The organism is Proteus sp. fly-1013, from assembly GCF_040140245.1.
In the GTDB taxonomy this organism is placed as follows: Bacteria; Pseudomonadota; Gammaproteobacteria; order Enterobacterales; family Enterobacteriaceae; genus Proteus; species Proteus mirabilis_B.
In genome coordinates this window covers 66,292-80,122 of sequence record NZ_JBEEWD010000006.1, presented here as the reverse complement: position 1 = coordinate 80,122, position 13,831 = coordinate 66,292, and the positions used below count along the sequence as shown (strand labels likewise).

The following is a 13,831-nucleotide window of genomic DNA, read 5'->3' as shown; positions in this document are numbered from 1 at the left end:
TAACCTGCTCTTTTTATAAAAAGATAAAATTTTCAGATATAAAAAACGCCCAGTCTTATTTTTTAAGCTGAGCGTTTTTTTATCAAGATTAAAAGCATTATTTAGCTGAAAGCTTCGCTTCCATTGGTAAATAAGGCTGAACTTTCTGTTTAAGGAGTTCAATTAATGCCGGATCGTTAAAGCGATAATTATCAGGTATTCCCAATACATGCACTTTTTTATAGCGCATGGTTGCAGGAAAATGTGCAGATAATCGGTTTAAATGTTTAGATTCCATGACAAGCACTAAATCAGCCCATTTAAGTAATTCGTTATCAACCACACATTGCGCATCTTTGCGCGTACCCGCCGAAAGTGTATTAATGCCTTCTCTATCTGCAAACAACAGTTCTGCGGTTGGGCTTCGCCATTGATTTTTACTGCAAATAAATAAGATATTCATCATTACTCACTATCAGATAACGCATTTAATCGACGCTGACTACGAGAAATTCTTGGGTATTCAATTCCTAGTTGCGCAGCTCTGGTCATTTTAAGTGATCGAGTATATAAATTAGACCATTTTTTTTCTGGTTTAAACATCACTCGTGAACAACCCATTTCTTGATGTTTATTTTTGCGGTTAACACATTGACGCCAACCACGATCTCTTTGTGTAGACATAACAACCTCTCAGATTAAAGGGATAGCAGCCGCAGTAATACGGAGAGGGTCTAACAATGTGTATAATACATGATAAAAATAAAATTCTAAACTTAATAATAAAAGATATCTTTTGTCTCTATACGCAATTATCCTTAATAATTAAATTATATTATTTAAAAATAGAAAAACAAAATATTATACTGAACATTTAATATAAAAAGAGAATAATGAACACAGTAACCATGGTGTTAAATAACTAACTAGTTTAATCTATTATCATTGAATAAATTTAACTCGAGAATAAAAAATGAAAAAAATAGCATTCTTCTTTTTAAGCTTATTAATTTTAAGTACCACTGGATGTGTAACAGGTGCTATTTGGTATAGTAATCCTGTCGTAGATTCAGAATACAAAAAACAGGCCAGTGTAAATGATAATATAGTAGGTGCTTTTGAATATAAAAATCTCAGAGTTAAATATAATCAAAATAATGAAAATCTAGCGCCCATTCAATTACCCGGATCTGGGTATGGGTTCTTAGGTGAAAATTATATTTATATACTAACTCAAGGTGCTGATGAACTAATGCAATTAAATGAAATCATTAAAACAATCCCATTGAAAGCATTTGATAATTCTGAAGGTATCATTAGACTAAAACTTACCAAAAAAAATGATAATGTCATTGAATTTAAAGAAGATTACCATATTTATATCAGTAAAAAATTCACATTAACTGACAAACAAACAGAAGTATTAAAAAATTTAGGATTTAAAGAAACACGTAATTCTGATGACAGTTCATGGGTGAAAACAATACCTATCAAAGGATATGTATTCCAGAAAGACGTTATGGAAATACCTGCGACATTGAAAGACAAATTAAACGAAAATTATAAAGTCGAACTGTATACTTATGAAAAGAGCAACTCATTTAAACCAGGTAATTTAGCTAGTAATATTATCATTACCCCACTCACGCTTGTGGCAGATGTGATCGCTACCCCTGTGATTATGTTGGCCTTTTCGGATTATATTTGGCGATAAAAAATTTGGTGATAATGGATCAGTTATTATTTACTGATCCATTATTAAGATAAATTAAAAATTACTTGTAAGTAATTCGCGTTGGCTTATCTAACATAATTTCTGTTTTTGCAGGCTCTGTTTGTGCAATAACGTTACCTTGGCGGATAGAATAACGCACAGGTACTTGGCGACGTAAAGCATCAAATCCGTTATCTGCTGGCAGAATAATAAAGTTTGCACTGTTTCCTACTTCAACACCATAATCCGTTAAAGCGAGTGTTTTTGCACTGTTGTGGCTAATTAACTGTAATCCGTTATCTATTTGACCATAGCCCATTAATTGGCAAACATGCAATCCCATATGTAAAACTTGAAGCATATTTGCTGTGCCTAATGGATACCAAGGATCAAAGACATCATCATGACCAAAACAGACATTAATATTACTTTCTAACATCTCTTTGACGCGAGTAATACCACGACGTTTTGGATAGGTATCAAAACGACCTTGCAAGTGAATATTAACTAAAGGATTCGCCACAAAGTTAATGCCAGACATTCTTAATAGTCGGAATAAACGTGAAGTATAAGCACCATTATAAGAATGCATTGCGGTTGTATGACTAGCTGTCACTCGTGAGCCCATATTTTCTTTATGTGCTAAAGCGGCAACTGTTTCAACAAAACGAGATTGTTCATCATCGATTTCATCACAATGAACATCAATTAAACGATCGTATTTTTGTGCTAATGCAAAGGTTTTATGCAGTGATTCAACACCATATTCACGCGTAAATTCAAAGTGTGGAATAGCACCTACAACATCAGCACCTAATTTTAATGCTTCTTCTAATAATGCTTCACCATTAGGGTAAGACAAAATACCTTCTTGTGGAAAAGCAACAATTTGTAAATCAACCCAAGGTTTAATTTCTTCTTTTACTTCCAGCATTGCTTTTAATGCTGTTAGCGAAGCATCTGAAACATCCACATGGGTTCTAACATGTTGAATACCATTAGCAATTTGCCATTGAAGCGTTTGCCATGCGCGTTGTTTAACATCATCATGAGTTAACAGTGCTTTTCTTTCAGCCCAACGCTCAATACCTTCAAATAATGTTCCCGATTGATTCCAATTCGGTTGCCCTGCTGTTTGTGTTGTATCTAAATGAATATGAGGTTCAACAAAAGGAGCGTGAACTAAACCACCTTGCGCATCTAATGCTTCAGGATGAAAATTATTTTCAGGTTGTGGCTCTATCGCTTCAATTTTGTTGTTTTTAAGCGTAATGCGCCACAAACCATCTTTTCCAACTAGACGAGCATGATTAATTTGTTCGATATTCTTACCCAGCATGACTTATCTCCGCTTGTCGAGCTGTACGACGATTTAATATTGGATTTAACACGGCGTAGCTAATTGCACCACCTAATACTGCATTGACAGGTACGATACCCGGTAACCAGTGCCCTGCCATAATACCAATTGCAACTGCCAATAACGCAACCCAATTAACTGATTGCATTTTTTCAACATTGAAAGTGTTATAACGCGCTTTATTCATCAGATAATCTGCAATAATAACGCCACCAATAGGTGGAATGGCAGCAGATAAAAAGGTTAACCAGCCTACAAAGTTATTATAGAGCCATAATGCACACAGTGTACCGACAATACCATTTATCACTGAAAGCTTTTTACTTGATAAACCCGTAATATTGGCAAAACCTAATCCAGAGGCATATAACGCATTATCATTGGTTGTCCAAATATTTAAGCCTAATACGACAATTGCTGGAAGTAATAATCCTTGCGCAATCATCACATCAGAAATATCTGCCATTCCTAGTGAAGCGGCACCTGCTGCACCAAAGACAAACATCAATGTATTGCCTAAGAAGAAGGCAATAATGGCAACCACCACCGCTACTTTAGGGTTTCGTCCGAAACGGACAAAATCAGCCGTAAGTGTTCCTGCACTAATAAACGATCCGACAACCATCGCCAGCGCTAAATTAAAATCTAATGGCTGAGTAGGTTTAACGGCCATTAGCGTTGAAAGTCCGCCCATATCATGTATAGCAAGATAAACAGAGTAACTTCCAAGGATTGCGATAGCAGGAACAGCAATGATAGAGAGAACAGTGAGAGCGGAAATGCCGAAGAATACAGTGATGGTCATTAAAATGCCGGAAACGGCGATGAGGAGATTAATATCAATACCAGTGGCTTTTCCTACCGGGATGGCAAACATTGCCACACCCACACCAAACCAACCAACCTGAGTACCACCGAGTAAAAATGAGGGAAGCCAAGAACCTTTAATACCGAAAGAGTAACGCGCGAGGAGATGAGTAGTAAGACCTGTTTTTGAACCAATAAAACCAAGAAATGCGGTGTAGATACCAAGAAGAAGATTACCAATTAGAACTGCGAGGAAGAAATCATTAAAGGAAAGACCAGTACCAAGAGCGCCGCCAGTCCACATACTGGCTGAAAAAAACGTTAATCCCAACATCACAAAGGTTAACGCCAATCCACCCTTTCTTGCGGATATGGGCACTGGGCCCTGACTATAATTGTTGTCCTGAGACACTTTAACCCCCTATTAATTTCACCAGGCCAAAAAAATCTGACGAATTCTATCTACATAAAAATATTATGCAAACGTTTTCGTTGTCTGTTTACGATAATTAATGGAACGCTTCATTTTTTAAGAATTGATATTCATCACATAAATAGGAGAGAAATCGTTGTATTACTTGAATTTAGCTGATTCTTTTGCGTGAGTTTTATAAAGACATTTCATTTAGAAATATTTATGAAAAATTAAATATCCGTATTTTTACTTATTTTACACAAGAAATTATTAAATTATTTTATATAATTTTAATATCAACGAAGAGGAAATAATGATAAAAAGACAAAAAAGGAATTTACACTCCTCTTTTGTCTATCATAATTTATATGCTTAAATTCGTTTTTCTTACAGGCCGATCACCTGCAACATAATATTTAGCCTGACTTTTAGGTAAAGATTTAATTCCTCTCACCTTATCAGCTAATTTTTCTGCAATCATAATTGTAGTCGCATTCAAATTCCCAGTGATTATTAGCGGCATGATAGATGCATCAATAACTCTTAAGTTTTCTATGCCGTGTACTCGACCTTCTCCATCGACAACTGCCATTTCATCCGTTCCCATTTTACACGTGCCACAAGGATGAAATGCTGTTTCAGCACGTTCTCTAACAAAAGCATCAAGCTCTTCATCACTTTGAATATGTTTACCTGGACTAATTTCTTCACCACGATAATCATCTAATGCTGGTTGTGCCATTATTTCTCGTGTAATACGGATAGCTGAGCGAAACTCTTCCCAATCTTGCTCTGTGGACATGTAATTAAACAAGATACTTGGATGTTGATGAGGATCTGTAGATGTTAGTTTTACACGTCCTCGGCTCGGAGAACGCATAGAGCCTACGTGTGCTTGAAAGCCATGAATTTCTACGGCATTGCTTCCGTTATAGTTAATAGCGACTGGCAAAAAGTGGAATTGAATGTTTGGCCACGCATATTTTTCGCTTGAACGAATAAATCCACCAGCTTCAAATTGATTACTTGCACCTATTCCTGTTCCTTGGAATAGCCATTGCGCACCAATCTTAGGTTGGTTATACCACTTTAAAGCAGGATAGAGTGAAACTGGCTTTTTACATTCATACTGTAAATACATTTCTAAATGATCTTGCAGGTTTTCCCCAACTCCGGGTAATACATGTACTGGCTGAATATTAAATTCGTCTAATACCTTTTCAGGACCAATACCAGAACGTTGTAAAATTTGAGGTGAAGCAATTGCACCAGCACACAACAACACTTCTCGATTGACTTTGGCATGATGAGGCGTGGTGTTTTCCCCTGAAAAATAGCGAACACCAATTGCTTTTTTACCATCAAACTCAATGATATCCGTCGTTGCATGTGTCTCAATCGTTAAGTTTTTTCGCGCTTTAGCTTGATCAAGATAGCCTCTTGCTGTACTTGCACGGCGGCCTTTGGGTGTCACAGTTCTATCCATTGGGCCAAAGCCTTCTTGTTGATAGCCGTTAAGATCAATCGTTCTTGGGTATCCTGCTTGAACACCTGCCTCAATCATTGCTTGAAATAAAATATTGTTGCCTTTTTTCGGTGTTGTCACACTCACGGGACCTTTATCACCATGATAATCATCAGCACCAATATCGCGCGTTTCTGCTTTACGAAAATAGGGTAGGCAGCTTAAATAATCCCACTCTTCAAGCCCCGGCAATTTAGCCCAGCCATCAAAGTCCATCGCATTACCACGGATATAACACATACCATTAATTAGCGATGAACCACCAAGTCCTTTTCCTCGACCACATTCCATGCGTCGGTTATTCATATAGGGTTCAGGCTCTGTTTCATAAGCCCAATTATATCGCCTACCTTGTAACGGATAAGCTAATGCCGCTGGCATTTGTGTTCGAAAATCGAACCTGTAGTCCGGACCTCCAGCTTCAAGGAGCAGCACAGTAACTTCAGGATCTTCTGTCAAGCGGGTAGCAAGAACGTTACCGGCTGAACCAGCACCGATAATAATGTAGTCATAGACCATTGTTATCTCCTCTGTTTCAGTCATCAAAAAAAGAATGGATTAAAAAACGGATGAAAACTCCCCAAGTTCAATTTGAATGGATTTTATTTGAGTGTAATTTTGTAATGTCACAAGCCCATTTTCACGCCCTACACCAGAATGTTTATAGCCGCCAACTGGCATTTCTGCTGGAGATTCACCCCATGTATTAATCCAACAAATTCCTGCTTCTAATTGGTGAATTACACGGTGAGCTGTTGTGAGATCTTTGGTGACAAGACCTGCGGCCAAACCATAAACGCTATTATTTGCGCGTAAAATCACTTCATCTTCAGTTTGATAACTAAGAATACTCATCACAGGGCCAAATATTTCATCTTGTGTGATATTCATATCATCGGTGCAATCAGTGAAAACGGTAGGTGCAACATAAGCGCCTTGAGCAAAATTATCGTCGTCTAAGCGATAGCCACCACAAAGTAATTTTGCCCCTTGTGCTTTGCCCAACTCAATATAATTCAAGACTTTTTCAAGATGGGGAAAACTGACCAGTGGGCCAAAATTGGTGTCCATTTCAAGAGGAGAACCGATCCTAATGCGTGATACGCGCTCTGTAATTTTTGCTTCAAATGCAGGTTTTAATCTTTCAGGAATAAAGACACGAGTACCATTGGTACACACCTGCCCTGAACTATAAAAATTTGCCATCATCGCAATATCAGCAGCAGTATCTAAATCTGCATCATCAAAAATAATTAAAGGTGATTTTCCACCAAGCTCCATGGTTACTTCTTTTAAACTTGAAGCAGAAGCATTTGCCATCACCTTTTTACCCGTTTCAATTCCACCAGTAAAAGAAACCTTCGCAATATCAGGATGCTGTGTTAACCATTGCCCCACATTCGCTTTTCCTGTAACAACGTTAAAAACACCCTTTGGCAATCCTGCCTCTGTGTATATTTCAGCAAGTTTTAATGCTGTTAATGAAGTCATCTCACTTGGTTTAAAGATCATGGCATTACCTGCAGCAAGTGCAGGTGCAGATTTCCACAACGCTATTTGAATGGGGTAATTCCAAGCGCCGATACCAGCAACAACTCCCAATGGCTCACGGCGAGTGTAAGCAAAAGCGGTTTCTCTAAGCGGAATTTGCTCTCCTTCAAGTGCTGGAATAAGGCCAGCGTAATACTCTAAAACATCAGCACCCGTTACAATATCGACATAACGTGTTTCAGATAGCGGTTTGCCTGTATCTAAGGTTTCTAAATGAGCCAATTCATCATTGCGTTCACGCAAAATATCAACAGCACGTCGCAAAATTCGAGAGCGTTCCATCGCCGTCATCGCACGCCAAATTTTTTGCCCTTGTTTTGCGCTCTCTACAGCCCAATTGATATCTTCTTCACTTGCAGACTGTAAATGTGCGATCACTTCACCATTAGCCGGATTAATCGCTTCAAATTGTTCACACTCAGGCTGTGCGCAATCAACATATCCACCATGAATATAGAGTTTATGTAACGGTGGGTTTGGCATAGTTTCTCCTTTATTATTAGTTTATTAAGTCTTTATTTGACTCCGATTTGTCAGTTGCATATCGATATATTCATTAGTAATGATTTTGGCATCTTCAAGAGAAAATGGAGCATTACTTAATGCACTTCGTAGCCATAAACCATCAATTAATGCGGCTAAACCTTTTGCTGCCATACGTGCTTGATCTTTAGTAAGAACGCGCCCAAACTCGTAACTTAAATTGGAATAAAGCCTTCTATCATTAACCTTTTGTAAACGATTTAAATTAGGCTGATGCATACTACTTGCCCAAAAAGCTAGCCATGTTTTCATTGCCGCTTCACTTGTTTGAGAGGTATCAAAGTTACCTTCAACAATGGCTTGGATGCGTTGTTTAGGTGTTGCATCACTTAACATTCTTAGCCGTATCGCCACCGCAAAACCCAATTGATACTGGATATGACGCATAGCGGCTTCCAATAATCCATTTTTATCACGAAAGTAGTGACTAATAATGCCGTTAGATACACCCGCTTTTCGAGCTATCAATGCGATGCTCGCCTCTTGCATTCCAACCTCATTAATAACTGCTAATGTCGCTTGGATTAATTGCTGTTTACGTATCGACTGCATTCCTATCTTCGGCATGATTTAAAGACCTAAAAAATACATTGGACGCTTTTATTAAACGTTTTTTTAATTGAACATTCAATCAATATTAACTATTGTTTATCACAATTAATTTACATATCGATATGGGAGGACATTGTGAAAATTTGAATCTTTGCAACTAATTCAATTAGTTAACAAAGAATGCAACTTTTAACTTTTAGATAAATAAATTTTTGGAATTTCTGATGACAACTCTTAACAGCACAAAAAAACCGCAGAAAGACAAGCTAAACTCTGTTGTTTTTTTCGCTTCAGCGACGCTAATTTTGGCGTTCTCTTTTTTCACTATTTTGATGACAGAAACAGCAAATAAATGGATTGTGGCAACACTGGGATGGGTATCAAAAACCTTTGGTTGGTACTATCTATTAGCGGCAACGTTATACATTGTTTTTGTTATTTTTGTTGCTACATCTCGTTTTGGAAATATCAAATTAGGACCTGAGCAATCGAAACCCGAATTTAGTGTTTTAAGCTGGTCTGCAATGTTATTTGCAGCCGGTATTGGTATTGATTTGATGTTTTTCTCCGTGGCGGAGCCCATTACTCAATATATGTTACCGCCAACAGGTGAAGGTGAAACAATAGAAGCAGCCCGTCAGTCGATGGTGTGGACTTTATTCCACTATGGCCTGACGGGCTGGTCTATGTATGCACTTATTGGTATTGCTCTGGGCTATTTTAGCTATCGTTATAATTTACCCTTAACCATACGCTCTGCACTTTATCCCATCTTTGGAAATCGTATTTATGGTCCAATAGGTCATACGGTTGATATTGCTGCCGTATTGGGAACTATTTTTGGTATTGCAACAACATTAGGTATTGGTGTTGTGCAACTTAATTATGGTTTAAAAGTTCTTTTTGATTTGCCCCAAGGATTGGGTGTTCAAGGTGGGTTAATTCTATTATCTGTAATTATGGCTGTTATTTCGGCAACATCAGGTGTTAATAAAGGGATCAGGATCTTATCTGAACTCAACGTACTTCTCGCATTGGGGCTTATTTTATTTATCTTATTTGCAGGTGATACTGAGTTTTTATTAAATGCACTGGTATTAAATGTCGGTGATTATACTAATCGCTTTTTAGGCATGACTTTAAATAGTTTTGCATTTGATAAACCAACAGATTGGATGAATAGCTGGACGCTCTTTTTCTGGGCTTGGTGGGTTGCATGGTCGCCTTTTGTTGGACTCTTTTTAGCACGTATTTCAAGAGGACGAACAATCCGACAATTTGTCATAGGCACCTTAATTATTCCTTTTGTTTTTACGCTGCTATGGTTATCTATTTTTGGTAATAGTGCTTTATATGAAGTGATCCATGGCAATAAAGAACTCGCACAAACAGTATTGGAAGCGCCCGAAAAAGGATTTTATTCATTATTAGAACTCTATCCAGGTTTTGGTTTAACGGCTTCTGTCGCCACAATTACGGGATTACTATTTTATGTTACTTCTGCCGACTCTGGCTCATTAGTATTAGGCAATTTCACCTCTCAATTAAGCCATGTTAATAACGACGCACCCAATTGGCTTCGCATTTTCTGGTCTATTGCTATTGGTTTATTAACGTTAGGTATGTTAATGGCGGATGGTATTTCTGCCTTACAAAACACAACTATAATAATGGGATTACCCTTTAGCTTTGTTATTTTCTTTATTATGGCAGGGCTTTATAAATCATTAAAAGTCGAAGATTTTAGACGTGTTAGTTCGCTAAATACCAATGCGCCAGCACCACTTTATGGTAATACTACGATGAATTGGAAACAGCGTTTAGGGCGGGTTATGAATTTCCCGGGAACGACCTATACACAACGTATGTTAGATTTAACCTGTATGCCAGCAATGCAAGATGTTGCTAAAGAGCTTTTACTGCGTGGAGCTAAAGTCGAATTTAATTATTACCCAATTGAAGATAATGAACGCTTACATCATTTAGAGCTTGTGGTCGATCTTGACCAAGAGCAGAACTTTGTTTATCAAATTTGGCCACAGAAATATTCAGTGCCTGCATTTACCTATCGTGCTCGTCGAGGTAAATCAGATTATTACCGTTTAGAGACTTATTTATGGGAAGGCTCCCAAGGAAATGACTTAATGGATTACACCAAAGAGCAAGTAATTACAGATATTTTAGATCAATATGAAAAGCATCTAAATTTTATTCATCTTAGTCGTGAAGCACCGGGGGCAACCTTAACGTTCCCTGAATCAAATTAAATTCTCACTTAAAATAAAAAAAGGAGATCATTATTTGATCTCCTTTTTTATGCGATTAATTTTCTATTTTACTGAAATAAACAGCAATCCCACACCTAAAAGAATTAATAACACCCCAATAATCTTATCGGCGACTTGCTGATGAGAAAGTATTTTAGCTCGTAAAAGCGGAGTGGAGAAAAAAAGTGCAACACAACTAAACCATACCCAATGGGCGATTGAGATAAACATTCCATAAGAAAGGTTTATCCAAAGTGGGTTACTTAAGTTGGCAACTTGCGTATAAAGTGCAATAACAAACAACATCGTTTTAGGATTTAAAGCATTAGTAAAAAAACCAACCCTTAATGCTTGGAACATATTAGGTGCTGAATTGACTGCATTCTCAATGGTCAGTTGTGTTTTATTCGTTAACGATTTAACCCCAAGATAAATTAAATATCCAACACCTAGTAATTTCATAATAAAAAAGAGCGTTGGTGATCCCATAATAATAAAAGAGATACCAAATACAGTGTAAAAAACATGTACTTGTACTCCAACCGCAATACCAATTGCTGTCATTAACCCTACTTTTACACCATAGGAATAACTATTTTTTGTTACCATAGCAAAATCTGGACCCGGGCTAATAACCGCCAATATTGTAATCATCGCCACAGCAATTAGTTCACTCATTGTTCTTCTCACTCTCACTTTTGAATCAATAATAAGTAATAAAAAGTGACATAAAATATGTTCTTCTTTTAATAAAAACCTATTTAGCTCACCACCAATCACCCTATTTTGCTGTCTTGACTAAAAATAAAAAGCGATTTATCTTGCAGTATATCTGTGACTTTTCATCATCTATTTTTACAACTCAACTTTATCACTTATCTTTATGAAAACACCCTCTTTAACGTCATTGCGCTTTTTTAATAGTGCTGCTCAAACAGGTAGTTTTGTGAGTGCAGCAGAACAACTTCATGTCACCCACAGTGCAGTAAGTCGACAAATACGATTATTAGAAGATGAATTAAGTATTCCTTTATTTGAGCGGCGTAATCGCGCGGTTTATTTAAATGAAGCGGGTCGATATTTATATAAAACAACTTCTTCAATTTTCGAACAGCTAGAAGAAACCATCTCGCATCTGCGTTCCCCTTTAAATAATCCGGTGTTAGTGGTTTCTTGTGAACCCACTATTGCGATGAAATGGCTTATTCCTCGTTTATCTCATTTTTATACTTTATATCCTGAAATAACGTTGCATTTAGTTGCCGCTGGTGGCGCTATTGATTTCAATAAAGAAGGTGTCGATTTAGCATTTCGACGAGATGATTTTTTATGGCATAAGAATATTTATGCAACAAAAATATGTGATGAGCTAATTGGTGCTGTTGTAAAGCCTAATAATATCCATCATTCAAATAAGCAATTAACAACGCTCTCTCGCCCCCAAGTTTGGCAAGATTGGTATCAATATTCAGGTATACAATCGACTTATACCCATACCAGTCAGTATGAGCATTTTTATCTTGCTATTCAGGCTACTCTTGCTGGGTTAGGTACGACCATTGCCTCTTTTCTTATGGTACAAGATGAATTAAAAGATCAACAACTTATCGCCACACATGGCTTTGTTAAAGATAACTCAAGCTACTACTTGCTCTCTCCAAGCGAAATCATGCCCGACTCAAAGCAGGATAAGTTTAAAAACTGGATCATTGCTGAAGCGGAAAAATGTGCAATAGAGACTGAAAGATCACGGGGATAATCCTATTTTTATCTTAAAAATACTCGACTATCTGTTTGCTCCCATAAGAACAGAGTGAATAAATAATTATTTTTTTATCATATTTATTTACTTCTATCTTTTTTTTAGTAATCTATGAGAACTAATAAAACATAGAATAATTTACTTGGGAAACGTAACATGAATCGTCGGTCATTTTTAACATCATCAAGCCTTGTTATTGGCGGATTATCATTAAGTTCTTTTGTAAGTTCTGCTTATGCCAATGAAGTACTGAAAAATAAATTGGTATTTAATGCAGAAAATCCGTTACTGCTTAATTTCAATGAAAATTCATTAGGCATGTCGCCTAACGCTCAAAAAGCAATTATCGATGCCTTACCCAATGCATTTAGATATCCAGATGATGCGCGTAGCGAATTAATTAGCGAATTAGGGAAAGAATTTAAACTTTCAGATAAACACATCACCTTGGGAAACGGCTCATCTGAAACAATTCAAGCAGCCGTGCAATTTGTGGCAAATAAAGCACAAAAAGAAGGTAAAGCAGTTCAACTTATTGTTCCTGATCCGACATTTAACTATGCAGAACTTTATGCAGAACCTTTAGGTGTAAAAATCGTTAAAGTGCCTGTTGATAATACTCTAGCTTTCGATTTAGCAACTATGCAGAAAAAAGCGCAAGAGTTTGATGGTATTAGCATGGTGTATTTGTGTAATCCAAATAACCCAACAGCAATGTTAACTCCTAGTGCCGATTTATCGAGTTGGGTGAAGTCAGCAAAAGAGAATGTCTTTTTTATTATTGATGAAGCTTATGCCGAATTTGTTTCTCCCCCTACATTCGCCAGTGCTATTACGTTAGTGGCAGAGGGTTATAAAAACCTGATTGTTACTCGTACTTTCTCTAAAATTTATGCTTTAGCAGGACTGCGTGTAGGTTATGGCGTTGCCGTACCCGAAGTGATTGCACAAATTGATGCTTTTGTTTCTATTGATAACACCAATACTGCTGGTGCTGTTGCCGCACTTGCTTCGCTAAAAGATGCGCCTTATGTGGAATATAGCCGTAAGTCGATTGATGTTTCACGCCAGATAGTGGTGGATGTATTAAAAGAGCTCAATATTGAATATGCACCATCTCATGCAAACTTTATTTTTCATAAAGTTAAAGGTGATGTAAAAACCTATCAAAATAGAATGAAAGAGGCGAATATTATGGTTGGTCGTGAATTTCCGCCTGCTTTTGGTTGGAGTCGTTTAACTTTAGGCACACCAGAAGAGATGAGCTATTTCGTCATTACATTAAAAGCCTTTAGAGCTAAAGGTTGGATTTAATCTGATTTAATGCTTATTTTATTGGTTGCTTATTTTATTGGT

The 13,831-nt window shown here is 37.1% G+C and carries 12 protein-coding genes; 4 read left to right on the top strand and 8 right to left on the bottom strand.

Going from position 1 to position 13,831, the window contains the following annotated elements:
• Window positions 1-97 precede the first annotated feature (97 nt).
• Both ABN236_RS12585 and ABN236_RS12580 read right to left on the bottom strand, forming a co-directional pair.
• Entirely contained in the window at window positions 98-442 is a 345-nt protein-coding gene (locus ABN236_RS12585; protein ID WP_088495392.1) for a low molecular weight protein tyrosine phosphatase family protein, read from the bottom strand.
• A gap of 2 nt (window positions 443-444) precedes the next feature.
• Entirely contained in the window at window positions 445-663 is a 219-nt protein-coding gene (locus tag ABN236_RS12580) for a hypothetical protein (RefSeq protein WP_036912865.1), read from the bottom strand.
• Window positions 664-952: 289 nt separating this feature from the next.
• Here ABN236_RS12580 and ABN236_RS12575 point away from each other — a divergent pair, with 289 nt between their 5' ends.
• Window positions 953-1,693 (top strand): YidX family protein, encoded by a 741-nt coding sequence (locus ABN236_RS12575; protein ID WP_349474126.1) that lies wholly within the window; start codon window positions 953-955, stop codon window positions 1,691-1,693.
• 61 nt (window positions 1,694-1,754) lie between these two features.
• On the opposite strand, the gene ABN236_RS12570 is transcribed toward ABN236_RS12575, so the two are convergent.
• From ABN236_RS12570 to betI, 5 genes are all read right to left on the bottom strand, one after another.
• Window positions 1,755-3,032 carry a cytosine deaminase gene (locus ABN236_RS12570; protein ID WP_088495390.1) on the bottom strand — a complete coding sequence of 426 codons (1,278 nt, stop codon included), beginning with the start codon at window positions 3,030-3,032 and terminating at the stop codon, window positions 1,755-1,757.
• A complete protein-coding gene (gene codB, locus ABN236_RS12565) occupies window positions 3,022-4,272 on the bottom strand; it encodes a cytosine permease (RefSeq protein WP_270753445.1) in 1,251 nt (416 codons plus the stop codon). The genes ABN236_RS12570 and codB overlap by 11 nt, the downstream gene beginning before the upstream one ends.
• 367 nt (window positions 4,273-4,639) lie before the next feature.
• The gene (gene betA, locus ABN236_RS12560) at window positions 4,640-6,319 is read right to left on the bottom strand and encodes a choline dehydrogenase (RefSeq protein ID WP_349474125.1); all 1,680 of its coding nucleotides are present in this window, start codon (window positions 6,317-6,319) and stop codon (window positions 4,640-4,642) included.
• Window positions 6,320-6,358: 39 nt separating this feature from the next.
• Window positions 6,359-7,834: a betaine-aldehyde dehydrogenase gene (gene betB / locus ABN236_RS12555; protein WP_088495387.1), complete on the bottom strand. Its 1,476-nt coding sequence runs from the start codon at window positions 7,832-7,834 to the stop codon at window positions 6,359-6,361.
• Window positions 7,835-7,858: 24 nt separating this feature from the next.
• Entirely contained in the window at window positions 7,859-8,461 is a 603-nt protein-coding gene (gene betI, locus ABN236_RS12550; RefSeq protein ID WP_349474124.1) for a transcriptional regulator BetI, read from the bottom strand.
• Between the two features lie 209 nt (window positions 8,462-8,670).
• Between betI and ABN236_RS12545 the strand changes: the two genes are divergently transcribed.
• Window positions 8,671-10,713 (top strand): choline transporter, encoded by a 2,043-nt coding sequence (locus ABN236_RS12545; RefSeq protein WP_088495385.1) that lies wholly within the window; start codon window positions 8,671-8,673, stop codon window positions 10,711-10,713.
• A gap of 63 nt (window positions 10,714-10,776) precedes the next feature.
• Here the strand turns inward: ABN236_RS12545 and ABN236_RS12540 are convergent, their stop codons facing one another.
• Window positions 10,777-11,391, bottom strand: coding sequence for a LysE family translocator (locus ABN236_RS12540; RefSeq protein ID WP_088496022.1), 615 nt, complete (start codon window positions 11,389-11,391; stop codon window positions 10,777-10,779).
• Window positions 11,392-11,596: 205 nt separating this feature from the next.
• Here ABN236_RS12540 and ABN236_RS12535 point away from each other — a divergent pair, with 205 nt between their 5' ends.
• Window positions 11,597-12,472, top strand: coding sequence for a LysR family transcriptional regulator (locus tag ABN236_RS12535; protein ID WP_349474123.1), 876 nt, complete (start codon window positions 11,597-11,599; stop codon window positions 12,470-12,472).
• A 159-nt stretch (window positions 12,473-12,631) separates the two neighbouring features.
• Entirely contained in the window at window positions 12,632-13,789 is a 1,158-nt protein-coding gene (locus ABN236_RS12530; protein WP_349474122.1) for a pyridoxal phosphate-dependent aminotransferase, read from the top strand.
• Window positions 13,790-13,831 lie beyond the last annotated feature (42 nt).

What these genes read in the sequence shown, in the direction of transcription:
- ABN236_RS12585 (WP_088495392.1), bottom strand. Translation starts at nt 442, where the DNA reads ATGAATATCTTATTTATTTGCAGTAAAAATCAATGGCGAAGCCCAACC.
- ABN236_RS12580 (WP_036912865.1), bottom strand. Translation starts at nt 663, where the DNA reads ATGTCTACACAAAGAGATCGTGGTTGGCGTCAATGTGTTAACCGCAAA.
- ABN236_RS12575 (WP_349474126.1), top strand. Translation starts at nt 953, where the DNA reads ATGAAAAAAATAGCATTCTTCTTTTTAAGCTTATTAATTTTAAGTACC.
- ABN236_RS12570 (WP_088495390.1), bottom strand. Translation starts at nt 3,032, where the DNA reads ATGCTGGGTAAGAATATCGAACAAATTAATCATGCTCGTCTAGTTGGA.
- betA (WP_349474125.1), bottom strand. Translation starts at nt 6,319, where the DNA reads ATGGTCTATGACTACATTATTATCGGTGCTGGTTCAGCCGGTAACGTT.
- betB (WP_088495387.1), bottom strand. Translation starts at nt 7,834, where the DNA reads ATGCCAAACCCACCGTTACATAAACTCTATATTCATGGTGGATATGTT.
- betI (WP_349474124.1), bottom strand. Translation starts at nt 8,461, where the DNA reads ATGCCGAAGATAGGAATGCAGTCGATACGTAAACAGCAATTAATCCAA.
- ABN236_RS12545 (WP_088495385.1), top strand. Translation starts at nt 8,671, where the DNA reads ATGACAACTCTTAACAGCACAAAAAAACCGCAGAAAGACAAGCTAAAC.
- ABN236_RS12540 (WP_088496022.1), bottom strand. Translation starts at nt 11,391, where the DNA reads ATGAGTGAACTAATTGCTGTGGCGATGATTACAATATTGGCGGTTATT.
- ABN236_RS12535 (WP_349474123.1), top strand. Translation starts at nt 11,597, where the DNA reads ATGAAAACACCCTCTTTAACGTCATTGCGCTTTTTTAATAGTGCTGCT.
- ABN236_RS12530 (WP_349474122.1), top strand. Translation starts at nt 12,632, where the DNA reads ATGAATCGTCGGTCATTTTTAACATCATCAAGCCTTGTTATTGGCGGA.